26 protein-coding genes are annotated in these 22,972 nt (G+C 40.3%); 9 read left to right on the forward strand and 17 right to left on the reverse strand.

Going from position 1 to position 22,972, the window contains the following annotated elements:
- A partial coding sequence (locus tag FTT85_RS07705; protein ID WP_180183251.1) for a hypothetical protein occupies positions 1–313 on the forward strand: 313 nt, incomplete at its 5' end.
- 41 nt (positions 314–354) lie between these two features.
- On the opposite strand, the gene FTT85_RS07710 is transcribed toward FTT85_RS07705, so the two are convergent.
- Positions 355–2,097, reverse strand: coding sequence for an FAD-dependent monooxygenase (locus FTT85_RS07710; protein ID WP_180183252.1), 1,743 nt, complete (start codon positions 2,095–2,097; stop codon positions 355–357).
- A gap of 156 nt (positions 2,098–2,253) precedes the next feature.
- Between FTT85_RS07710 and FTT85_RS07715 the strand changes: the two genes are divergently transcribed.
- Both FTT85_RS07715 and FTT85_RS07720 read left to right on the forward strand, forming a co-directional pair.
- Complete coding sequence (locus FTT85_RS07715; RefSeq protein WP_180063430.1) at positions 2,254–3,135, forward strand: LysR family transcriptional regulator; 882 nt, start codon at positions 2,254–2,256, stop codon at positions 3,133–3,135.
- 15 nt (positions 3,136–3,150) lie between these two features.
- A complete protein-coding gene (locus FTT85_RS07720; protein ID WP_180109514.1) occupies positions 3,151–3,468 on the forward strand; it encodes an NGG1p interacting factor NIF3 in 318 nt (105 codons plus the stop codon).
- Positions 3,469–3,642: 174 nt separating this feature from the next.
- On the opposite strand, the gene FTT85_RS07725 is transcribed toward FTT85_RS07720, so the two are convergent.
- Positions 3,643–4,416, reverse strand: a complete 774-nt coding sequence (locus tag FTT85_RS07725) for a nitroreductase family protein (RefSeq protein WP_180109513.1) — start codon at positions 4,414–4,416, stop codon at positions 3,643–3,645.
- Between the two features lie 96 nt (positions 4,417–4,512).
- The gene (locus tag FTT85_RS07730) at positions 4,513–5,313 is read right to left on the reverse strand and encodes an enoyl-CoA hydratase-related protein (RefSeq protein ID WP_078192396.1); all 801 of its coding nucleotides are present in this window, start codon (positions 5,311–5,313) and stop codon (positions 4,513–4,515) included.
- A gap of 106 nt (positions 5,314–5,419) precedes the next feature.
- On the opposite strand from FTT85_RS07730, the gene FTT85_RS07735 reads away from it, so the two are divergent.
- Together FTT85_RS07735 and FTT85_RS07740 are read left to right on the forward strand one after the other, a co-directional pair.
- The gene (locus FTT85_RS07735; protein ID WP_180026888.1) at positions 5,420–5,989 is read left to right on the forward strand and encodes a nicotinate-nicotinamide nucleotide adenylyltransferase; all 570 of its coding nucleotides are present in this window, start codon (positions 5,420–5,422) and stop codon (positions 5,987–5,989) included.
- An 86-nt stretch (positions 5,990–6,075) separates the two neighbouring features.
- Entirely contained in the window at positions 6,076–6,642 is a 567-nt protein-coding gene (locus FTT85_RS07740; RefSeq protein WP_180003275.1) for a YceI family protein, read from the forward strand.
- A gap of 17 nt (positions 6,643–6,659) precedes the next feature.
- Here the strand turns inward: FTT85_RS07740 and FTT85_RS07745 are convergent, their stop codons facing one another.
- Positions 6,660–7,547: a LysR family transcriptional regulator ArgP gene (locus FTT85_RS07745; RefSeq protein ID WP_180026887.1), complete on the reverse strand. Its 888-nt coding sequence runs from the start codon at positions 7,545–7,547 to the stop codon at positions 6,660–6,662.
- A gap of 138 nt (positions 7,548–7,685) precedes the next feature.
- Between FTT85_RS07745 and FTT85_RS07750 the strand changes: the two genes are divergently transcribed.
- Positions 7,686–8,285: a LysE/ArgO family amino acid transporter gene (locus FTT85_RS07750; RefSeq protein WP_180118225.1), complete on the forward strand. Its 600-nt coding sequence runs from the start codon at positions 7,686–7,688 to the stop codon at positions 8,283–8,285.
- A 59-nt stretch (positions 8,286–8,344) separates the two neighbouring features.
- Here FTT85_RS07750 and FTT85_RS07755 read toward each other — a convergent pair whose 3' ends face one another.
- The 5 genes from FTT85_RS07755 to dapD all read right to left on the reverse strand — a co-directional run bounded on the left by FTT85_RS07755 (position 8,345) and on the right by dapD (position 11,704).
- A complete protein-coding gene (locus FTT85_RS07755) occupies positions 8,345–8,803 on the reverse strand; it encodes a peroxiredoxin (protein ID WP_180094965.1) in 459 nt (152 codons plus the stop codon).
- A gap of 135 nt (positions 8,804–8,938) precedes the next feature.
- Entirely contained in the window at positions 8,939–9,346 is a 408-nt protein-coding gene (locus tag FTT85_RS07760) for a hypothetical protein (protein WP_078192024.1), read from the reverse strand.
- Between the two features lie 13 nt (positions 9,347–9,359).
- On the reverse strand, positions 9,360–10,031 hold the full coding sequence (gene queC / locus FTT85_RS07765) for a 7-cyano-7-deazaguanine synthase QueC (RefSeq protein WP_078190349.1): 672 nt from the start codon (positions 10,029–10,031) through the stop codon (positions 9,360–9,362).
- A gap of 28 nt (positions 10,032–10,059) precedes the next feature.
- Positions 10,060–10,770 (reverse strand): 7-carboxy-7-deazaguanine synthase QueE, encoded by a 711-nt coding sequence (queE, locus tag FTT85_RS07770; RefSeq protein ID WP_078192023.1) that lies wholly within the window; start codon positions 10,768–10,770, stop codon positions 10,060–10,062.
- A 112-nt stretch (positions 10,771–10,882) separates the two neighbouring features.
- On the reverse strand, positions 10,883–11,704 hold the full coding sequence (gene dapD / locus FTT85_RS07775; protein ID WP_078190347.1) for a 2,3,4,5-tetrahydropyridine-2,6-dicarboxylate N-succinyltransferase: 822 nt from the start codon (positions 11,702–11,704) through the stop codon (positions 10,883–10,885).
- A 373-nt stretch (positions 11,705–12,077) separates the two neighbouring features.
- Between dapD and carO the strand changes: the two genes are divergently transcribed.
- The gene (gene carO / locus FTT85_RS07780; RefSeq protein ID WP_180073575.1) at positions 12,078–12,818 is read left to right on the forward strand and encodes an ornithine uptake porin CarO; all 741 of its coding nucleotides are present in this window, start codon (positions 12,078–12,080) and stop codon (positions 12,816–12,818) included.
- Positions 12,819–12,877: 59 nt separating this feature from the next.
- On the opposite strand, the gene FTT85_RS07785 is transcribed toward carO, so the two are convergent.
- From FTT85_RS07785 to FTT85_RS07820, 8 genes are all read right to left on the reverse strand, one after another.
- Complete coding sequence (locus tag FTT85_RS07785; RefSeq protein ID WP_180183253.1) at positions 12,878–14,092, reverse strand: OmpP1/FadL family transporter; 1,215 nt, start codon at positions 14,090–14,092, stop codon at positions 12,878–12,880.
- A gap of 153 nt (positions 14,093–14,245) precedes the next feature.
- Complete coding sequence (locus tag FTT85_RS07790; protein ID WP_180183254.1) at positions 14,246–15,169, reverse strand: CysB family HTH-type transcriptional regulator; 924 nt, start codon at positions 15,167–15,169, stop codon at positions 14,246–14,248.
- A gap of 56 nt (positions 15,170–15,225) precedes the next feature.
- Positions 15,226–16,287 (reverse strand): sulfate/molybdate ABC transporter ATP-binding protein, encoded by a 1,062-nt coding sequence (locus tag FTT85_RS07795; protein WP_078190344.1) that lies wholly within the window; start codon positions 16,285–16,287, stop codon positions 15,226–15,228.
- Positions 16,288–16,298: 11 nt separating this feature from the next.
- Positions 16,299–17,186, reverse strand: a complete 888-nt coding sequence (cysW, locus tag FTT85_RS07800) for a sulfate ABC transporter permease subunit CysW (protein ID WP_078192018.1) — start codon at positions 17,184–17,186, stop codon at positions 16,299–16,301.
- Positions 17,183–18,016, reverse strand: coding sequence for a sulfate ABC transporter permease subunit CysT (cysT, locus tag FTT85_RS07805; protein ID WP_180007627.1), 834 nt, complete (start codon positions 18,014–18,016; stop codon positions 17,183–17,185). The genes cysW and cysT overlap by 4 nt, the downstream gene beginning before the upstream one ends.
- Positions 18,017–18,101: 85 nt before the next feature.
- Positions 18,102–18,707, reverse strand: coding sequence for an alpha/beta hydrolase (locus FTT85_RS07810; protein WP_180183255.1), 606 nt, complete (start codon positions 18,705–18,707; stop codon positions 18,102–18,104).
- A 33-nt stretch (positions 18,708–18,740) separates the two neighbouring features.
- The gene (locus tag FTT85_RS07815) at positions 18,741–19,754 is read right to left on the reverse strand and encodes a sulfate ABC transporter substrate-binding protein (RefSeq protein ID WP_180183256.1); all 1,014 of its coding nucleotides are present in this window, start codon (positions 19,752–19,754) and stop codon (positions 18,741–18,743) included.
- Positions 19,755–19,930: 176 nt separating this feature from the next.
- Positions 19,931–20,938, reverse strand: coding sequence for a sulfate ABC transporter substrate-binding protein (locus FTT85_RS07820; RefSeq protein ID WP_180183257.1), 1,008 nt, complete (start codon positions 20,936–20,938; stop codon positions 19,931–19,933).
- Positions 20,939–21,099: 161 nt separating this feature from the next.
- Between FTT85_RS07820 and pabC the strand changes: the two genes are divergently transcribed.
- Positions 21,100–21,909: an aminodeoxychorismate lyase gene (pabC, locus tag FTT85_RS07825; RefSeq protein WP_180183258.1), complete on the forward strand. Its 810-nt coding sequence runs from the start codon at positions 21,100–21,102 to the stop codon at positions 21,907–21,909.
- A gap of 1 nt (position 21,910) precedes the next feature.
- The gene (mltG, locus tag FTT85_RS07830; RefSeq protein WP_180183259.1) at positions 21,911–22,963 is read left to right on the forward strand and encodes an endolytic transglycosylase MltG; all 1,053 of its coding nucleotides are present in this window, start codon (positions 21,911–21,913) and stop codon (positions 22,961–22,963) included.
- Positions 22,964–22,972 lie beyond the last annotated feature (9 nt).

Raw genomic sequence — 22,972 nt, forward strand, 5'->3', positions numbered from 1 at the left:
TCAAAATGAAAAGTTGGACGATGCAGAAGTATTTTTAAATCTTACAACATGGCAAGGCAAGTCTTTTACTGAATCTACATTAAAAAAAACACAGGACGGAATTGCTACATTTTCTGCAGAGAAAAGTTTGCAATTTATTCATATATTTCCAGCAAAATATAGTTGGTCGATTTGCGTTTATAAAAATGGATATAGTCAAAATAGTTTTGTGCCAAAAAGTTCAAATAATCGAACACAAAATTTAGTATTGTTGTTAGATAAAGCTGAAATAGGTGTAGAAAAAAAACAACATTGTTGGAAAGAAAAATCCTAAAATATTGAATTAATAAAACCACCCGAAGGTGGTTTTTTTGATTAAACAGCCAATTGAATCTGTTTTAACACCGCCTTCAACGTATTTTCATAATCAAAAGCAGCATTAGTACTGTCTTGGTATCGCCAAGCGACATAACCATCTGGACGAACTAAGACAGCGCCTGATTCATGAATTTCAGATTTCGCATTCCACGTACCGTACACATCACGGTATTCACGAGAACCAACTTGAATAACATCCAAATAAGGCAAATCCAAAGCTTCTGTAGCTTGCTTCCAGCCTTTGCCAGACAAGCCCGTAATTAAGGTAAAACGCCCTTTGCCTGTGATGTCTAAGGTTGAAATTTTTTGGCCTTTGGTATTAATCAACCATGTATGCGGAACTTTTGCCCCCGGACGTGTGGTCGCTTGCAAGTAAAGCTGTTGATCTTTCTCAAAGACTTCCGCTTCAGATTCAGCAATCATGGCATTGGATGTATAACGCTGATTCAGCTCTACACCTTGGGCATTAAACTCAAAGTTTTTAATTTCTAAGGCTTGATATAGCTTTTGACGTATTTCTGCAGCTTGTTCATCTTCTGCAAAAATACGTTGCATCATTTGAGCTTGAGTTGTGATGCCTTGGTCAAAACCAAATACCTCTTTGAGATGCTTATAGTCAAAGCGAGATTGATTGGCACGCGCCACGATTTGCTTGCCAACAGGCGCACGCTCTAATGTATAAGAATCAAGTAGAGTAGGAGCAGCCCAACCTTTAATGGCATATGCCAATTTCCAACCGAGGTTAAAAGCATCTTGCATACAGGTATTTGAACCTAAGCCACTTGATGGTGGATGACGATGTACCGCATCACCGCCGCAGAATACACGACCTTTTGAATATTCGGTTGCCCATGTTTGGTTCACATACCAATAAGACAATTTTTGAATCTCGACATTTTCAATTTCAGCACCGACAAAGGTATTAAGTCGAGCACGAACTTGTTCTTCGGTGACTTGTGGTTCGCCTTTGGAAATATCAAAGCCCCAACCCATGATCCATTCATTCCAAGGTGTAATGGCACGGAGTAAGCCCATACCCAGATCACCAAAGCTGGCTTCAGGGTTAACAATCCATTGCAAAATAGCAGGGCGGTGTTTCACGTATTTGGAAAGATCAGCTTTAAAGGTTACATAGACTGTACCTGCACGAGACATCACCCCTTCAAGGGGTAAATCAAGCTGTTCAAGGACTCTGGATTTTGCCCCATCCATACCGACCAAATATTTGGCACGTAAGCTGAATTCAGTATTTGTAATACGATTTAAAAAGGTTGCTGTTACACCATGCTCATCTTGCACATGGGACAAATATTCAGTATTAAAATTATAAATTGCACCACGTTCAGCCGCATTTTTTACCAACAAAGCTTCCATTTTCGGCTGAATGAGATCGACCAATGGACAAGGACTGCCTTTAATATAATCGCCATGACGTTCATCACCGGTTCCCCAAGCACTCATACGGGCAATTTCTTCACCGACAAGGCTCGTGGTAATGAGGCTTTCACCCATCTGTTCCCAAGGCGTTGCAATTTTTTTGACCTGTTCTTCGATACCTAAGTCACGTAACACTTCCATCGCACGTTGGTTGGTAATATGGGCACGCGGACTATTGGCTAACCAATTAAATTGGGTAAAAAGCTGAACCTGAATACCGTAATTTGCCAAGGCTAAACCTAAAGTAGAACCTGCAGGCCCTGTGCCAATAATCAGAACATCGGTATCGTATTGCTGTGTCATACAAAACTCCATGTGTATGTGAAGCGCAAACTTGGAATAGTCCGCAGTCTAGGCAAATGATTTTCCGAGTAGAATGGATATTCATATAAACTATAGATCTATTGGTATTTTGACTGCATGACACAGGTGATGTAGGGAGTGTGTGGAGTGAAGCGAATGGAATTACGACATTTACGTTATTTTGTGACGGTGGCGAAAGAACAGAGTTTCACTAAGGCAGCGGAAAAACTATTTACAGCACAACCATCGCTTAGTCAGCAAATTAAAGACTTAGAGCAAGAGGTTGGGGTGCAATTATTTGAACGTTCTGCTCGCAAAGTTTTACTGACCGATGAAGGGCAGGCTTTTCTGAAATATTCCGAGCAAGCACTAGAAAATGCCAAACAAGCTGTAGCTGCAGCTCGCCACGTGGCGCAAGCCAAAAATAATCAAATACATATTGGCTTTTTAAATGTCGCAGAATTGAAAATTATGCCGAGTATTTTGGCGCAATTAAAACAACATATCCCTGATTTAAAAATTCATTTACATAGCTTGACGTGTACAGAGCAAATCCAAAAACTTAAAAATACCGAATTGGATATTAGCTTTACTCGTCATCACTTAATTCATGACGACTTCACCAATATTCAGGTTTTAAGTGAGCAGATTTATCTAGTCGGTGCAGCGCATTTGCATCCATCAGATCGCATCTTAAAACTTCAAGAGTTAAAAAATCACACCATTATTATGTGTGAACAAAATGCTTCTCCTGTGTTTTACGATACCTTAAATGCCTTGATTCCTTTTGATCAGCAACAACATGATCACATGCTGTGGGTGACCAATGTCATGCAGCATTTAAATTTGATTAATATGGGTATGGGGCTGAGTTTTGTGCCCGAATATTTACTGAAGTTTTTAAATGATTCGGTCAAAGTCATTCAAACAGATATGGAATTACCGAAACTAGGTTTATATGCTACCTATCCGCATGCATCGAATAATACGGCATTGAAAATGATTTGCAGTGCTTTAAATGATGTGACTGCACAATAGCGTCTGGAATAGTCAATGTTAAAACTAATTTATTATGTACCTGAGTCTCACCTAGAGTCGACTAAACTGGCTGTTTTTGAAGCTGGAGCAGGCGGTATAGGCAACTATGAACACTGCGCTTGGCAGGTGTTAGGTACAGGGCAATTTAAACCTGTAAAAGGCGCAAATCCTTTTATTGGTGAGTTGGATCAGCTGGAGTCTATCCCTGAATGGCGAGTGGAAACCATCGTGCCTGAAGAGAAGGCGAGTGAGGTCGCAAGGTCTTTAAAAGTAAGTCATCCTTATGAAGAGCCGGCATTTGAGTTTATTCAAATGGTGGATGTAAGTTTTTAATTCATAATGAAAGTTCCCTCTCCTTTTAAAGGAGAGGGTTAGGGAGAGGATTTATCAGATTATGCCCCTCATCTTCTTACGAAGAATGCTCCTCTTCCCGAAGGGAGACGGGACTTACCTAATATTTAAAGTTATGCAGTCAATTGCGGTTGTGACTATTCTTTTGAAAGCAAATTATATCTTCTGAATAAACAGCTCACGGTCAAAACGATACTGCGGGAAGAATACACCATCTTTAGCACGTTCACCTGCACCAATCACCATCACTGGGTATTGCTGAGCATTTAATCTTAAAATCTTCTTCACCAAAGGTTCATCAAAACCTTCCATCATACAACTGTCAAAACCATAGGCACGTAAAGCCAAAACTAAGTTTTCACAAGCCAATGCTGTGGTTTTGCTCGCCCAAAGTTTTGCATCTGCTTCATTAAATGCTGTTACAGGCAATTGTTTATCCAGTGTACGTGCAACTTTGAAAGCAACTTTCTTAAAGTTACCTAGGGCGTTGAAGTAGCCTGTCTTATAGTTATAAGGAATGAACTTGTAATACTTCTGCACAGCTGCAGGTGCTTCAGGGAATGGAAATTCGGAAATATTACGTTTAGCCATTTCATCTACACGGTCGGTACGCGCGACACAGACAATCAATTCAGCAGCAGTTTTTGCAGCTAGTTGCCCTAGGCAAGCTTTCACTAATTGTTTTTTCTTTGTAGGGTTTTGAACGACGTAGAATGTCCACGGTTGTAAATTCGATGAATTGGGTGCAAGTAAGGCGAGGTCTAAGCATTCATCTAAAACATCGTTTGGAATGGCCTTGTCGGTAAACTTACGTACAGAACGACGGCTTTGTACAATTTTTTTAAAATTCTCGATATCGATGCCTTCAGGCGCAGGCTCGTAGTAGCGTTTCTTTTCAGGTTTAGTTTCAGTTTGTGATGCTGCAGTCATGTGGAAACATCCAGTTTTTAAATTTAGAAAATAGATTGGGGCTAAGATGAAAAAAACCACCCAAATATGAGTGGTTTTTTACGTTCCATTAAAACATTAATTGAACTGAGAGAAGTCAGGTTTGCGTTTTTGCATAAAGGCTGCAACAGCTTCCATCATTTCTGGAGAACCTACTCGATCCATGAAAATCTCAGCTTCATGGTCAATCCATGCCACGATTTCATCTACATTATGTTTCATTAATGCTTTTGATTGAACCAAAGACGCTAGTGGAAGTGCAGATAACTGTGCTGCTTTTTTCGCAGCTGTCGCATAAGCATCTTCTTCAATGCTATTGACCAAATTTGCTGAAAGCGCTGTCGCACTATCAAACTTCTGAGCAGTTAACAGTAATTCCGCCGCTTTATGGTAGCCGGCTTGTTGAACCAATAGCTTGCTCGATGCACCTTCAGGCGATAGACCAAGGCTCACAAACGGAATTTGGAATAGGGCAGTATTGTCGCTGTAGACTAGATCGCAATGAAGCAGAATCGTAACACCAATCCCAATGGCAACACCGCGAACCGCAGCAATCAGCGGCTTAGAAAATTGAGCAGCAGATTTTAATAAAATGAACGGTGCGCCTTCAGAAGCTGGAGCTTGCCCTTTTTGAGCAGCAGATTTCATAAAATCTTGCATGTCATTGCCCGCACTGAAGTCCGCATCTTGACCACGGAGTACAACTACACGCACTGAAGTATCTTGATCAGCTTCATCTAATGCTTTTGCAATCCACAGATATAGTTCTGTATACAGCGCGTTCTTCGCCTGAGGTCGGTTGATGGCTAAGGTCAGTACGCCATTGTCCAAATTCGCATTCAAATGTTCATGGGGTTGTTGAATACAGCTCAGTGTCATCGTACTATCCTTGCGTAAAAGTTTCGTTTTGATTTTATGCTCAACATTATGTCGCATATTTCAGCCTGTGGCACAACTGCTCAGTTCATAAAAAGTTTGATTTGATATGAAATATACATTTGATTATTTGGTTTTCATTGGGCGTTTTCAGCCGTTCCATTTAGCACATCTGCAAACCATTAAAATTGCCTTGCAACAAAGTCAATATGTGCTTTTAGCGCTTGGTTCGGCGCAAAATGAACGTAATATCAAAAATCCATTTTTGGCTGTAGAACGTGAGCAGATGATCCTTTCAAGTTTTTCAGAGCAAGATCAGAAGCGAATCAAGTTTGTGCATGTGATTGATGTATATAACGATGAAAAATGGCAAAAGTTAGTCAAATCTTTGGTAGATGATGTAGTTGAAACGAATGCAAAAGTCGGTTTGATCGGGCATTTTAAAGATGATTCTTCTTATTATTTAAAATTCTTCCCCGAGTGGAAAATGGTTGAGCTGGATAGTCTAGAAGGGGCGATTTCTGCGACACCAGTACGTGAAGCGTATTTTCGTGGTGAAATTCAGCATAATGCTTTTCCTCAAGGTACCGTCGAATTTTTGCAAAAATTTCAACAGACAGACATTTATAAACAACTTCAACACAAATTTATGACTCAGGATAAAACAAATCTGCTATAAAAAAACGCTAAAATTTCTAGCACTACAATGGAGCAAAAAATAAACATTGTAGTGATTTTAGGTTGTGTTTTATTCAGGAGAAAAACATGAATTTGCGTCACGGAACCTTAGCAAAATATATGGGAGCCTTCGCTTTATGCTGCGTATTGCCCCTACATGCTGCTGAGTGGACGCTAACGCCTAATAGTCAGGTCACTTTTGGCATTAAATCTGTGGGGCTGTCTATTGTAGAAGGGCGCTTTAATAAGGTTCAGTCGAACCTTAAGTTTGATCCTGAAATTCCACATAAAGGTTCAGCGCATTTACTGTTAGATGTAGATAGCATTAGTTTTAGTAACCCAAGCTTAAAGGGATTAATCTTGGGAAGTGAATATTTTGATGCCGCTGAATTTAAGCAAGTGAAGTTTGTCAGTAAACAAATCGAACCAGTGGCATATGCGAAGTATATGATTCGAGGGGATCTCACCATTCGTGGTATCACTAAACCTGTGATCTTCGATACCACACTCACCCCAAATCCGCAAAATCCAAAAGTGTTGGATGTTCAATCTTTGGCAACCATTAAGCGTAGTGATTTTGGTATGCGTAAAGCACTGGGTGGTGTTGGTGAGCAAGTATTGATACAGCTCAAAGGCCAATGGCGGCTTGAATAACCGCAGTCTTACAGGGTTTAACACATATGATCTTTGGCATGTTGCAGCACAACAGCAGTCAATTTTTGTAATTGAACAGATTGTTGGTTCCAGTGATGCCAATACAAGGCTAAATCAATACTGAGTTCTGTTGAAAGCTCTATCAATTTTCCCTCTGCCAATAAGTCTTTGCTTTGATAGTCGGGTAACCATCCATAGCCCAAGCCCATCGTAATGGCATCAAAAAATGCCGTTGAAGAGGGAATGAAATGATGTGGATATTGTGAAGGATTGAGTCCGAAATTTTTCTGAATCGATTGCGTATGTAGGTCATCTTTCTCATTAAAAATCAGTGCAGGCGCAGCCCTTAACGCATTTCGCGTCACGCCTTGACCGAACCATCTTTGTATAAAATCAGGGGTTGCTACAAAGCGATAATGCATTTCACCCAGATATTCTGCGACGCAGCCTTTCATGGCTTCTGATTCTGTTGTGACACAGGCATTGACCAGTCCTGCTTCTAATAAATGATGTGTTTGTGACTGATCATCGACCTGAAAATGAATCACGATTTTTTCTTCAATTAAGAGATCTTTGAGTAGCGGAAGCAGCCATGTCGCAAGTGAGTCAGCATTGGTTGCAATATTGACTTGATAGAAAGCATTCGCCGTTTGTCCTGTTAGATTTTGCAGAAAATTATGTTCTAGTAATTTGCTGTGTTGTAAATAATGCAATAAAGATTGGCCTGCGAGTGTTGGGCGGCAGGGCCGTTCACGCACAATGAGCACATGACCTAATTTCTTTTCTAAGGTTTGTAGCCTGAGCGTGACCGCAGATGCCGTAATATTTAAACGCAGTGCCGCTTGTTCAAAGCTTCCTGTTTCTGCAACCGCAAGAAATGCTTCACTATGTTTGCTTTGTAACATGAGTCACCTATGAGCATTAGAAATTCTATAAACTAAGAAAAACTTAGTTATATTGATATTTATTTATAAATACTTATTTTTAGCAATAAGCTTGGATAATAGCAACATTCATTTAAAGCTTTGAAAGTGTAGTTAAAAATGTTGCACAGTTATATGCAAGGGCTCGCAATTGGATTTAGCCTAATTATCGCGATTGGTGCGCAAAATGCGTTTATTCTCAAGCAAGGGTTAAAAAAGCAGTATGTCTTTTGGCTCTGCGCTATTTGTGCTGCTTCTGATTCGATACTCATCTTATTGGGAGTGCTCGGATTCTCCCAATTGGTTGAAAGTCATCCGGAAATTGTCAATGCAGCGAAATATTTGGGCGCAACGTTTTTAGCAGTTTATGGGGTACAGCATTTTCTGCAAGCCTTTAAAACTTCGAGCAGTTTAGCGCCCAGTGAGAAGAATGAAACCAAACTATTGAAGTTGATACTGATTTGCTTGGCTTTAACGTGGTTAAATCCACATGTGTATCTCGATACGGTTGTGCTGATTGGGTCTATTTCCACGAAGTTTGAATCGACAGCAGTATATTTTGCGATTGGGGCAATTACAGCTTCATGGGTATTTTTCTTTGTCCTCGGATTTGGCGCGCGCTATTTATTACCGCTCTTCCAAAGTGCAAAGGCATGGAAAGTTTTAGACTTTATTATTGGCGTTGTGATGTGGGGAATTGCAATTTCATTATTGCGCTAGTTAGAAGCTCTTATTAAGTTTGAGCCCATTCCTATAGGAGCAGGCTCAAATCATTACTTTTATGCTGCTTGTAATGCTTTTAAATCTTCTAGGACTTGTTCTGCATGGCCTGCGGCTTTGACCTTGCGATATTCTTTTACCAGCTTGCCATGATGGAAAATAAAGGTTGAACGTTCGATGCCCATAACCTTTTTGCCATACATATTTTTTTCTTTAATCACGTCAAAATGCTGACATAGCACTTCTTCTTTATCACTGATTAAATCAATGCTTAGATTTTGCTTTTCAGTGAAGTTTTGATGAGCTTTAACCGAGTCACGAGAAATACCGTAGATTGGGGTATTAAGCGCATCAAACTGATTTTTTAAGCATGAAAACCCTATAGCTTGCGTTGTGCATCCCGGTGTTGAATCTTTAGGGTAGAAGTAAACAATCAGCCAGTCATTGTTAAGTTCCGCAAGGTTAACTTCACCTGAGGTAGTTGGAAAGGTTTGATTTGGTAAGCTAATTTCAGTCATGAAGATTTCCTTTTTCGTGTCTTATCCCTAAAGGGGCTTAAACAAAGTATGTGAAATATGACCATCATACAGAATTTACTTTGAACTTAAAGCAATAAAAAAGCCTGCATTTGCAGGCTTTTTTAAGACGAAAAATTATTTTTTCGCTTGAGCAGATTTCATTGCTTCTTCAGTTAAATTTTTTAATTTACCAGTTAACTGAGGACCGAAACATGCTTGAAGGTCTTTATTTTGTTTTTGAACAAAAGCGAGTGTTGCAGGGCTTTTCTTCTGGTTGATTGTGCTTTGGATTTCCCATTTTTGAGCATTGGTTAAACGACCATCTGCTTCAACAGCACAAGTACAGTATTTGCTAACTTCAGCGGCAGTTAGTTTTTTACCTTTGCCAGTTTCTTCTTTACAAACATTAATTAACGAAGATTTTACGTTAGTGCTCTTATATGCTTGTTGAAGCTTGTCGTTGTCAGCGTGTGCAACTGAAGCAAACAATGCAGCTGCAGAGAACGCAGCAGAAAGAATAATGTTTGATTTTAAATTTTTCATAAACCCTACCTTGTTATTTCGGTATGTAACGTGTCGGATCTTCAACACCTGCGTCAACGAAACCTTGTTTACGAAGACGACAGCTATCGCATTTACCGCAAGCACGACCTTGGTCATCTGCTTGATAGCAAGACACCGTTTGACTGTAGTCTACGCCATGTTCTATACCTAAGCGAATGATATTTGCTTTGGATAAATGTAACAGAGGTGTTTCAAATTTAAGTGGTTTTCCTTCAACGCCAACCTTTGTTGCAAGGCGAGCCATGTTGGCAAATGCTTCGATAAACTCTGGACGACAGTCTGGATAGCCTGAGTAATCAACTGCATTAATACCAATGACAATCGCTTCTGCACCAAAAACTTCCGCCGCAGCTAAAGCATATGACAAGAAAATCGTGTTACGCGCTGGTACATAAGTTACAGGAATACCGGCTTGTTCATGATCAGGAACTTCAATGCTATGGTCAGTTAACGCAGAGCCACCTAAGTTACCTAAATCGATATTAATGACACGATGTTCTACACCAGCCTGCTTAGTTAACTCACGAGCAGCATCCAGTTCTGTCGTAGAACGTTGACCATACATAAAACTTAAGGCAATACATTCATAACGTGCTTGAGCCCAAGCTAAACAAGTGGTTGAGTCTAAGCCGCCAGACAATAAAACTATGGCACGAGGGCGCATATGCATTACTCCAATAATTCTTTAAAACTTAACGACCAGTTTCATCGTTCCAAAGCAATTTATGTAATTGCAATTGGAAGCGAACAGGGAGATGGTCTTCTAAAATCCATTGTGCTAAATCACGTGCAAGCTGAGGCAAACGAACAGCACCTTTTTCAACGGCAAAGGCCGGAGAGAACCAAATGGTGCTAACTTTTTCGTTTAGCTTATAGCGCTCAACTTGCTGTTTTGACCATTCATAGTCTTCACGATTACAAATCACAAATTTGATCTGATCATGCGCTGTTAAATGGTCGAAGTTGCTAAGCAAGTTTCGTGCAACTTCACCCGATGTCGGGGTTTTTAAATCCATAACCTTTGAAACACGTGGGTCAACTTTAGACACGTCTAAAGCTCCACTTGTTTCTAAAGAAACTTCGCAGCCTAAATCGGCCAGACGAGTCATGAGGGGAAGGGCGTTCGGTTGAGCAAGCGGCTCACCACCCGTCACGCAAATATAAGGGGTTTTAAAATCTAAAGTAGTTTGAATAATTTCTTCTAATGATTGGCGTTCACCGCCTTCAAACGAATAGGTTGTATCACAATAAGTGCAACGTAACGGACAGCCCGTTAAGCGGATAAAGACCGTAGGCAAACCTGCGGTATTGGCTTCACCTTGCAATGAATAAAAAATCTCCGTAATACGTAAACCCGCAGACGGATCAGAAACAGGAATAGCGGAAGATCGAAGGGTATTCATAGCAAAATTAACCAGATATAAAAAAACAAAAAATCTCTACGATTATTGCTAACCGTAGAGACGAGGAGCGATAGAAGCTCCACGGAACACGAATGCTCCGCTGAAATAAAACTTAGTCTTCGCGTAATAATTCGTTCAAGCTTGTTTTCGCACGAGTTTTCGCGTCAACTTTTTTCACGATTACTGCAGCATATAGGCTGTATTTACCGCATTTAGAAGGCAGGCTGCCAGAAACCACAACAGAGCCAGCAGGAACACGGCCGTAATGGATTTCGCCAGTTTCACGGTCATAAATCTTAGTCGATTGACCAATGAATACACCCATTGAAATCACAGAACCTTCTTCTACGATTACGCCTTCAACGATTTCAGAACGTGCACCGATGAAGCAGTTATCTTCAATAATTGTTGGATTCGCTTGAAGTGGTTCAAGAACGCCACCAATACCAACGCCACCAGATAAGTGAACATTTTTACCAATTTGAGCACATGAACCAACAGTTGCCCATGTATCAACCATTGTACCTTCGTCAACATATGCACCAATATTGACATATGAAGGCATCAATACAACATTTTTTGCTTGGAAAGAACCTTTACGTGCTACAGCAGGTGGTACTACACGTACACCAGCAGCTTTAAATTGTTCTTCAGTCCAGTCAGAGAACTTAGTATCAACTTTGTCATAGAAGCGTAAGTCACAAGCTTCCATTGGTTTGTTGTCGTTCAATTTGAATGAAAGCAAAACGGCTTTTTTCACCCATTGATGAACAATCCATTCACCATCAATTTTTTCAGCAACACGTAATGTACCGTTGTCTAGGCCAGCGATCACTTCTTCTACTGCTGCACGTACTTCAGCAGGACAGTCAGCTGCAGTGAAATTAGCACGGTCTTCAAACGCTTGTTCAATGATTGTTGAAAGCTGAGACATGTTCTTCCATCCAGAAAAAAATTTTCCAAGATTTTACACTAAATCGAGTTAAAAATAGATGGTAAATCGGCCTAGGATCGGAATTAATTATTAAGCAAGCACTAAAACCAAGAAATTAAGAGTGATGAATTTAGCATTTTCATAAGGTTTGTATAAGAAATACGCAAAATATACAGAATTGTTCCTTAACATCATTATTATATTTAAAAAATGAAACAAAAACTCTTTATTAATCAATATTAAAATCTAAATGTATCAAAAGTTAACAAAAAATCAGTAAATTTGCATAAATGTTGAGCTGTGTTTCGTTTTAACATGTGCCATATAACAAGTCTGTAAAATCTGAATAACAGTTTATTTTGAGGAGAAACACATGAAATCATTACGTTTATTAACAGTAGCTGCTCTACTTACTGCTGCAGGTACTGCAATGGCAGATACCTCTGTAGTTCATGATGGTTATGCATTTGATCAAAACCAACTTATCCCAACTGGCGCTCGTCTAGAAGTGGGTACGACTGGTTATGGTGGTGCGTTACTTTGGACTGCGAACCCATACGTCGGCCTTGCATTAGGTTATAACGGTGGTGATATTTCATGGTCTGATGATTTGTCAATCAATGGCACTAAATATGACATGGATATGGATAACAGCGTTGGCTACTTAAATGCAGAAATTCGTCCATGGGGCGCAAGTACGAGTCCTTGGGCACAAGGCTTATATGTTGCTGCAGGTGTAGGTTATATCGATAATGAATACGGTCTAAATAAACATAATAAAAATGCCGAAGGTACGATTAAAGTTGATGGTACCAGCTACACTGGCATTGGTGGTGTGAAAGGTAACTTATCTTATGATAACGACATTGCGCCTTATGTAGGTTTAGGTTTTGCACCAAAATTAAATAAAAACTTTGGTGTATTTGGTGAAGTAGGTGCTTATTACACTGGCAACCCTACTGTGAAACTTCAAGAGTACGGTAATCTTCAAAACTCTGTAACAGGCTCACCTTCAATCAGCGAATCTGTAGATAATGAGGCACGTAAAATTGCAAACGATGACAAATATGAATGGATGCCAGTAGCTAAAGTAGGTGTGAGCTACCATTGGTAAGTTCTTACTGAAATAAAAAAAACGAGCTTCGGCTCGTTTTTTTTGTTTTTAGAAAGCGTTTAAAATCTGTGACCAAATTTCAGACCATAGATCATGGCATCATTGTCTGAGACACTTGCAAGACCTGAAATATGAGATGTTTCAGTATTCGATGGTTTTGAGAGTTTCATATAATACAGGCCAGTCGCTAGAAAATTGTTCGGGTTAAATTTATACATCATACCTAAACCTAAACCGAGATAGCCATCACTTGGGTTTAAGGTAGACGCCGCATTTCCTGTCCCGTTGTCCCAAATAAACTCTGCAGCAGCGAGCCAACTCGGATTCAATTGATGTGCAATCCCTAACTTTCCTGACCATTGATCTTTCTGATATTCCACCAATTGTATATCAGCTAAATCACGGTATTGTGGATCGAGTGCTGCGTATTGAAGCACGGCATTAAACTGCGGTGGCTGAATGTTGAAATCTTTCCAATTAATCCACCGAACTGTGCCATATACAACATTGTGTGGGCTAACAGCTGTTTGAAGTTCAAAATTAACGCTTTGTGGCGTTTGAATGGATGTATTGGTGTCAGGGACTAACTGAAAAGGACCATTTGAATATAAAGTTGATTCAGAGGTCTTATTTTCATGTTTGATTTTTGAACGATAGGTTAGGCTGGTTTTAATAGCGTATTCAGGGATTTGATAACTGAAACCGAGCAGCCATCCGAGCGCTTCATCTTGTTTAAAGTCGGCATGGTATCCATTGAGAGCTGCATATTGTTGCCCAGATATTTTTAAATCACCTTTAAATGTTTGTAGGCTCAAACCGCTATAAATATTCCAATTTTTATTCGGCTGATAGCCTACCAGTCCAGTTAGGTTATGCGTTCTAAAGTTAATATCGGCACTTTCAATATCGATATTTGAGCCATCTGGTAGGCGAGGGCTATATTGATAACTGATGTCGGTATGAAAAGGTTGTTCATAAATCATCCCCGCAGAAATATTTTCATGCGGTTGAATTTTGAGTGCAAATTTCCCAGAAAATTGTTGATGAGCGAGATTCCCTGTAGAAAAATCAGTGATGCCCAACTCACTGATTAAACCTTGGTTTTGAACTTTGCCGTCCACTTGAGCATCGACATAAGCGAAACTGACTTCAGTATAATTTCCGGGTTCAAGAAAGGCCGAGATCGATTGATCTGAGTTTTCTATTCCTGCTGCATACATGATCTGTATGGGGCAGACGATACCGACTGCCACTGCGACGAATTGATTTTTCATAAATATGGGTCGGAAGTAATAAGGTTTTAATTTTTATTGTGTTGGATGTATTTTAATCAAAATTAAAAATAAAGCCAAGAAAACTTAGATAAAATATGTGTTTACCAAAAAAAGAGGACAGTAGGTGTCCTCTTTAATTCGTCAATTGGCCTATCATTCTTCTGGGTAAGCGACTTTTTTCAACGCTTTGATGTCAGCATCTGGTGAACATAAAGAAATAAACTCATAGCCATAACCGCGTAGTAAATGTCCTTTGCGAACAGCAATCCAAGTGGTATTGACCCCAAAAATATCGGTTGGAATTTGTTTTAAACGGTAGTCACGTTCTGGGTCATATGCCACATCGTTGACAATACCAACCCCCATATTGAGTTCAACATAGGTTTTAATAACGTCTGCATCAAGTGCGGACATCACGATATCAACATCAAAGCCTGAATCTTCAAAGGCTTTATCAATTTTTGAACGACCCGTAAAACCACCGTGGTAAGTAATAATTGGATAGTTCGACAAATCTTCAATGGTGATATTTGATTTTTGGGTCAGTGGATGCTCTTTAGGCGTGATGATACTGTGTTGCCAGTTATAGTAAGGCACACTTGCAAGGTTATCTTCGGTGGTTAACGATTCGGTTGCGATCCCAATATCCGCTTCACCTTGAAGGAGCATTTCTGTAATTTCAACAGGGCTTGCTTGTTGCAAAATTAGATGAACTTTTGGAAATTCTTTTTTAAATTGGTTCACAATCGGCGGCAAGACATAACGCGCTTGCGTATGTGTGGTCGCAATCGTCAATGTCCCTTCATCCACTTTGTTAAAGTCATCTGCTAGACGTTTAATATTGTCTGCATCCACGAGCATACGTTCAACGATACCCAGTAACGACTGGCCTGGTTCAGTTAAACCGAGTAGACGTTTACCTTTACGGATAAACAGCTGTACACCAAGTTCATCTTCTAGATCTTTGATGTGTTTACTCACGCCAGACTGCGAGGTGTAAAGTGCAGCAGATGCTTCTGTTAAATTAAAATTCTGACGTACGGTTTCTCGAATAATTCTTAATTGTTGGAAATTCATAATTTTATTTTACCTTAAAAGCAAGTGGGGCTTGTGACGGCCCCAACTTTTTTGTTTTATGCAACTTGGTTTTCAAATAAATGCAAGTTCGTTGCACTTAACCATACTGTTTGATTTGGGCGGAATTGATGTGCTTTCGCTTCATCTGCCGTTAATGAAATTTCGATGAGATTACCTTGGCGGTCATGTAGTTCAGCAATGACTTTACCTGCAATCCAAAGCTCACGTACAAAAGTCGCTTGGATGGCATTTTCTTGCGGTTGTGCATGAATACGCAGTTCATCCGGGCGAGCGAAAGCAATGACATTGCCTTGTGGCGCATTGGCGTTTTGTGGCAACAAAATTCGGTCTTCACCAATTTGAATGAGGCCATTGCTATTTTGACCTTCAAAACGGTTGGCTTGACCTAAAAAGTCAAATACAAACGGTGTTGCAGGTTTTTCATAAACTTCACGCGGCGAGCCAATCTGCTCTACGTTGCCTTTGTTCATCACAATGATTTGATCGGCCACTTCAAGTGCTTCTTCTTGGTCATGGGTCACGAAAATAGAGGTGATGTGGAGTTCGTCATGCAAGGTACGTAACCAACGGCGTAATTCCTTACGAACTTTGGCATCCAATGCACCAAAAGGCTCATCCAGTAATAACACACGTGGTTCTACAGCTAAAGCACGTGCTAAGGCAATACGTTGGCGTTGACCACCTGAAAGCTGAGCAGGGTAACGGTCAGCCAAGAAACCAAGTTGAACAAGATCAAGTAAACGAGTAACCCGCTTTTTGATCTCGGCTTCAGATGGGCGTGTTGCACGTGGGCGTACGCGTAAACCAAAAGCAATGTTGTCAAACACGGTCATGTGGCGGAACAGTGCATAATGCTGGAATACAAAACCAACTTCACGTTCACGGACATGAACTTTAGTGGCATCTTCACCTTCTAAAATCACTTGACCGCCATCGGCAGATTCAAGACCGGCAATGATACGGAGCAGGGTAGTTTTACCACAGCCTGATGGGCCAAGCAGCGCAACGAGCTGGCCATCAGGAAAATCTAAAGAGATATTTTTAAGTGCATGGAATGCACCAAAGTGTTTTTCAATATTTTTTACTTGAATACTCATGAGGTCATTCCTTAAGAAACTTGTGAATCTTCTTTACGCTTGTCTTGTCGTTCCTGACGTAGTTCAACCCATGTTTTTAAAATCAGGGTCACAATCGCCAAGAGCGCTAATAGTGAAGACACAGCAAAAGCAGCACTAAAGGTATATTCGTTATAAAGGATTTCTACGTGTAGCGGTAAGGTGTTGGTTTCGCCACGAATGTGACCTGAAACCACAGAAACAGCACCAAACTCACCCATTGCACGTGCATTACAGAGAATCACGCCGTAGATTAAGCCCCATTTAATATTTGGAAGAGTCACTTTCCAGAAGGTCTGCCAACCTGAAGCACCCAATACGATTGCCGCTTCTTCTTCCTCTGTCCCTTGAGCTTCCATTAACGGAATTAGCTCACGTGCCACAAAAGGAACGGTAATAAACACAGTGGCAAGGACAATGGCTGGAACGGCATATAAAATTTTGATGTCGTTATCCATCAGCCAGCCGCCTAACCAACCTTGAGTACCAAAAATCAGTACCAACATTAAGCCTGCAATGACTGGAGAGACTGAAAATGGCATATCAATAATCGTAGTTAAAATAGATTTACCACGGAAATTAAACTTGGCAACAGACCATGCCGCTGCTACACCAAAGACCACGTTTAACGGTACGGCAATCACAGCTGTTAATAATGTCAGTTTCACTGCAGATAATGTGTCTGGATGAACAAGTGCTTGGAAGTAAACGCCAACACCTTGTTTAAAGGCCTCAACGAAGACCAAAACCAATGGCAGAATCAGGCAGCTTAAGAAGAAAATTAAAGCAATGATGATCAGGGTATAACGAACCCATGTTGGTTCACGCGTTGCATCACGCGACTGTAATTTTTCCGCAAGCGCATTACTATTCGTATTCATCGTGCAGTTCTCCCTGTACGGCGACTTGCCCATGCTTGAACCAAGTTAATTAAGAATAAAATGGCAAAAGAAATCACCAGCATCACAACTGCAATCGTGGTCGCGCCTGCATAATCATATTCCTCAAGACGAGAGATGATCATCAATGGAGCAATTTCAGTTTTGAAGGGTTGGTTACCTGCGATAAAAATTACCGATCCATATTCACCCACACCACGTGCAAAGGCCAAAGCAAAACCTGTTAACAGAGCAGGAAATAGAATAGGTAAGATCACTTTAGTCACGATCTGAAAGCGATTTGCGCCCAGTGCCGAAGCTGCTTCTTCAAGTTCAGTTTCTAGGTCGCTCAGTACAGGCTGTACAGTACGAACCACAAAAGGAATACCAATAAAGATGAGGGCTAAGGTAATACCGATTGGGGTATATGCGACTTTAATGCCAATGGGTTCAAGGTACTGACCGATCCAACCAGTCGGTGCATATAACGAAGTCAGTGCAATACCAGCAACGGCAGTTGGCAATGCAAAAGGCAAATCAACCAATGCATCGATAATACGTTTACCCGGGAAGGTATAGCGAACCAAACACCATGCTAAGAGCAAACCAAAAACCACATTGACTAACGCAGCAATAATGGCGGCACTAAAACTCAGTTGTAACGATTTTAAAATACGTTCTGAGCTTAAAATTTCCCATAGTCCATCCCAACCGATACCTAAAGATTTAATAAATACGGCCGAAAGGGGAATGAGCACAATTAAGGATAAATACGCTAGGGTAAAGCCTAGAGAAAGACCAAATCCTGGCAGCACTCGGGATCGCTGCGACATGTTGACTCCTCAAAATGAGAAAAGCTGACTTAAAAGGTCAGCAAAATTGAATAAATGATTTTGCGACAAGCTTAATGCTCAGTACTTAAAAAGCAAATTGAAATAAATACTTGTTTTCATCAGTAAAGCTGATATGTTTCATGTGGTTTTCTGAAATTAAGTAATTGAAAATTTCAGGAAACGGTCCAAAACCTGATGCAACATTAATGTGACCCACAGCACCCATATTCACAGGGTAAAGCTTCCAAGCATCAGCAAGTTGTTTTGCATCTTCAAAGCCAAGCCAAGGATCATTTTCACTAATCAACATCGTTGTCGGCACACTAATACTCAGCTGATGAAAAAAAGCTTTGTAATCCGTTGTACTGTCGCGTGCAAAGCCGTTTTCTCCAAAGCGTGCTGGATTGGCTGGCGCAACCAAAACTAAATTTTTGATTTTTTTATTGAGTTCTGGATACAAGGCCAATGCTGCCACCGTGGTTAAACAACCAAAGCTATGCGCCACAATTTGAATTTCACCCTGTAAAGGTCGTACGGTTTTAACGAATTGTTTAATCCAGTCCTTGAGTACAGGATGATTCCAGTCTTTTTGCTGAACACGAGAGCTAGACATGAGCTGACGTTGTAACCAAGATTGCCAATGTGCGTGTTCACTACCGCCTACACCCGGGACAATTACTGTATGTGTCATGTCAAGTTCTCCTGATTCAGTCAATGAATGGTCTTATTTTCCATTGTTGGCTTTGACGATTTGGTCAAACACGCCGCCATTTTCAAAGTGTGCTTTTTGGACTTTATCCCAACCACCAAATTCTTTATCAATGGTTACGAGTTTAAGTGGCTTAAAGACTGATACGTATTGTGCAAGCGTTGTAGCGTTACGTGGACGGTAAAAGTTCTGAGCTGCGATTTGCTGACCACGTGGTGAATAAAGGAAGTTTAAATAACCTTTGGCTAAATAAAGATTGCCTTTTTTCTCTGCATTTTTTTCTAAAACAGCAACAGGTGGCTCAGCTAAAATTGAAAGTGAAGGAGTCACAATTTCAAACTTACCCGGTTGTTCACGAATCGCTAAATGTGCTTCATTTTCCCAAGCCAGCAATACATCACCAATACCACGTTCAGCAAAGGTCGTAGTCGAACCACGTGCGCCTGAATCGAGTACTTTGGTGTTTTTATAAATCTTACGGACGAATTCTTGAGCCGTTGTATCATTACCACCCGCTTGATGTTTTGCCCAAGCCCACGCAGCTAGATAGTTCCAACGCGCACCGCCTGAAGTTTTCGGGTTTGGGGTAATAATACCCACGCCTGGTTTAACTAGATCGCCCCAATCTTTAATCGCTTTTGGGTTGCCTTTGCGTACTAAGAACACAATAGTTGAGGTATATGGCGTTGAGTTTTGCGGAAGTTTCTTTTGCCAATCTGCAGGTAAAAGTTTGGCTTTTTCTGCAATCACATCAATATCTGCTGCGAGAGCTAAAGTCACCACATCGGCATCTAAGCCATCAATGACGGCACGCGCTTGTTTACCTGAACCACCATGAGATTGTTTAAAATTAATTTTTTGACCTGTACGGCTTTCCCAATATTTACTGAAGTCTTTATTCACACTTTCATAGAGTTCACGCGTTGGGTCGTAAGATACGTTTAAGAAGTCTTTTGCAGCTGCGCCAAAAGAAACCGTCGAAATGACTGCAGCAAGAACACCCAATTTTAATTTTGCGGAAATACTCATGTGAACCTCAATAATTTTTACTTTATCTGTAACATGGGTGAAGAATAGCGCCAATCTTTATGCATAAAAAATAATTAAAAACGAATTTTATATGAATAAAAAAGATAACAGACGTAGCTACGAAAAAAAAGCATCGACCTTATGCGAAAGGACGATGCTTTTCAGGATTTAAAGCATTATTTGGAATTATTGGTCTTCACGATTTGGTCAAAGACGCCACCATTTTCAAAATGCTTTTTCTGCACTTTGCTCCAACCACCAAACTCTTTATCAATCGTGACGAGTTTTAAAGGTTTAAAAACATTTTTATATTTTGCTAAAACTGCCGCATTCCGTGGACGATAATAGTTCTGTGCGGCAATAGTTTGACCTGCAGGTGAGTACAGATAATTTAAATACGCTTTGGCTAAATTTTCATTGCCATCTTTCTTGGCATTTTTTTCTACAATCGCAACAGGCGGCTCGGCCAAGATAGAAAGTGAAGGGGTCACAATCTCAAACTTACCTGGCTGTTCACGAACTGCCAAATGTGCTTCATTTTCCCAAGCCAATAACACGTCACCAATACCACGTTCTGCGAATGTAGTTGTTGCACCACGTGCGCCTGAGTCGAGGACTTTGGTTTGCTTATAGATTTGACGGACAAATTCTTGGGCTTTTGCATCATTACCACCTGCTTGATGTTTTGCCCAAGCCCACGCTGCTAGATAGTTCCAGCGCGCACCACCCGATGTTTTTGGGTTGGGGGTAATAATGTCGACACCGGGTTTAATTAAATCGCCCCAGTCTTTAATGCCTTTCGGGTTGCCTTTATGCACTAAGAACACAATGGTCGATGTATATGGCGTTGAGTTTTGTGGGAATTTCTTTTGCCAGTCTTTTGCAACTAAACCACGTGCAGCAATTTCATCAATATCTGCAGCCAAAGCCAAAGTGACGACATCTGCATCTAGACCATCAATAACTGCACGAGCCTGTTTGCCTGAGCCACCATGAGATTGTTTAAAGTTAATGTCTTGGCCTGTGGTTTTTTTCCAGTAAACACTAAAGTCTTTATTGAAGTTGTCATACAATTCACGGGTTGGATCATATGACACATTTAAGAAATCTTTGGCAGATGCACTAAATGCTGTGGCAGAAATGAATGCAGCCCAAACCCCAAGTTTTAATTTCGATAGATTCATGTTGTCCTCAATTTTTATACATGTTTTGTTGGATGAGGCAAGAATATCTGTAGTTTTAATGCAGAAAAAATAATTAAAAAAGAATTTAATATGAACAAAAAAGAAATATATGCTGAGCGATTATTTTTTAAAATAAAGTGATGTAATTGGGATGACGACGTATGCAGTGTTTTAAAAATGCGCAGCAAATAGAACAAGTTAATTTACTTGATCGAGCCTTTCACTATGGCGATGGCTGTTTTAGCACGGCACGTATTCGCCAAGGACAAATAGAACTTTTAGCTTTGCATATTGCACGATTAAAACTGAGTAATGAACGTTTAAAGCTAAATGCAGATTTAAGCCTTATTGAATACACTCTAAAATTGTTACGTAAACAAGATGTCGTCAATGGCACTTTAAAAATTGTGTTGAGTCGTGGTATTGGTCAGCGTGGCTATAGTTTACCTGAGCATCCAGCAGATGTTTGGGTGTTTTATTACCCCAAAGCTGTTGCAGATTTTGAGTACGAAACTGTCGAAAGTGGTGTATTACATCAAGCCATTGGGTTAACCATGCCAAGTTTGGTGGGCTTGAAGTCCTTAAATCGATTAGAACAAGTCATGCTCAAAGCAGAGTTGGATCAAACCCCATGGGGGGAAGCTTTGGTGACGGATGTGCAAGGTACAGTTGTCGAAGGTGTGAGCAGTAATTGTTTTATTCGTACAAATGAAGGATGGATTACGCCCGAACTTCGTTATAATGGCGTGCATGGTGTCATGCGTGCAGAAATTTTAAAACGGATGCAGCAGCATCAGATTCCATGTACTCAACGTCACGTCAATATGGATGAAATTACGCATTTTCAGAGTGTTTTTTTCTGCAATGCTTTAAGTCCCATGAAAATTGCATCAACTCTGAATGGAGTTGAGTTAGATGTTCAAGCTTGTATTGAACTTTTCCGAACACTTCAATTAAGTCAGATTCGTTAATATGTCCACCGCGTCTAAAAAAACAAATAAGAAAAAATCTGCCAAAGCAGGTTTTCCATTTAAAGCATGTTTGGTTGTGCTACTTGGTATCGTTGTACTTGCGGCGATCTTACTGTGGTCGAGTTTATTTAAAGCCTATCCTGTGGAAGGCAAAAAGCAAATGTTGGCGATTGGCGCAGGGGATACCTATTCAGGATTTATTGACCGACTGGCCAAAGAGAAACAAGTTCATTTTCCTATTATTTTGAAGTTGTACCAAAAGTTCATGATCAATGACACCCTGAAAGCGGGTGTATATGAAATTCATGAAGGCATGAGCGTACGTGAAGTCATGAAACTGATTTCTAACTCTGAAAATGCGCAAATGAATCGAATTTTAGTGATCGAGGGGACGACATTTAAGCAACTGATAGATGCTTTAAAAAATGACCCTTTGGTGACGCATGACATCAGTCATTTACCGTATGCACAAATCTTAAAAGAGCTTGGCATTCCGTATTCACATCCTGAAGGATTATTTGCACCGAATACGTATTTCTTTGCAAAAGGCGAGTCTGATCGAAAAATTTTGAAGGATTTGTATAACCGACAAATTAAAGCCTTAGATCAGGCTTGGACTAATCGAGCTCAAAATTTACCGTACAAAGATAAATATGAAGCCTTAATTATGGCGTCGATTATTGAAAAAGAAACCAGTATTGATAGTGAGCTTGAACAAGTGTCTGGTGTATTTGTGCGTCGTTTACAACAAGGCATGCGTTTACAAACGGACCCTACGGTTATTTATGGCATGGGCGATAAATACCAAGGTAATATCACTCGCCAAGATCTACGTACACCTACAGCGTATAATACGTATACGATCAACGGCTTACCGCCTACACCGATTGCTTTGCCAAGTCAAAAAGCTATTGAAGCTGCGATGCATCCAGATGCGTCAAATAACATCTATTTCGTGGCTACAGGTAACGGTGGTCATAAATTTAGTAGTAATTTGCAAGACCATAACCGCGCAGTACAAGAATATTTATCTGTAATTCGTGCGAAAAACTAAGGAGTGAGC

It is taken from the genome of Acinetobacter sp. YH01020, from assembly GCF_013420275.1.
GTDB lineage: Bacteria > Pseudomonadota > Gammaproteobacteria > Pseudomonadales > Moraxellaceae > Acinetobacter > Acinetobacter amyesii.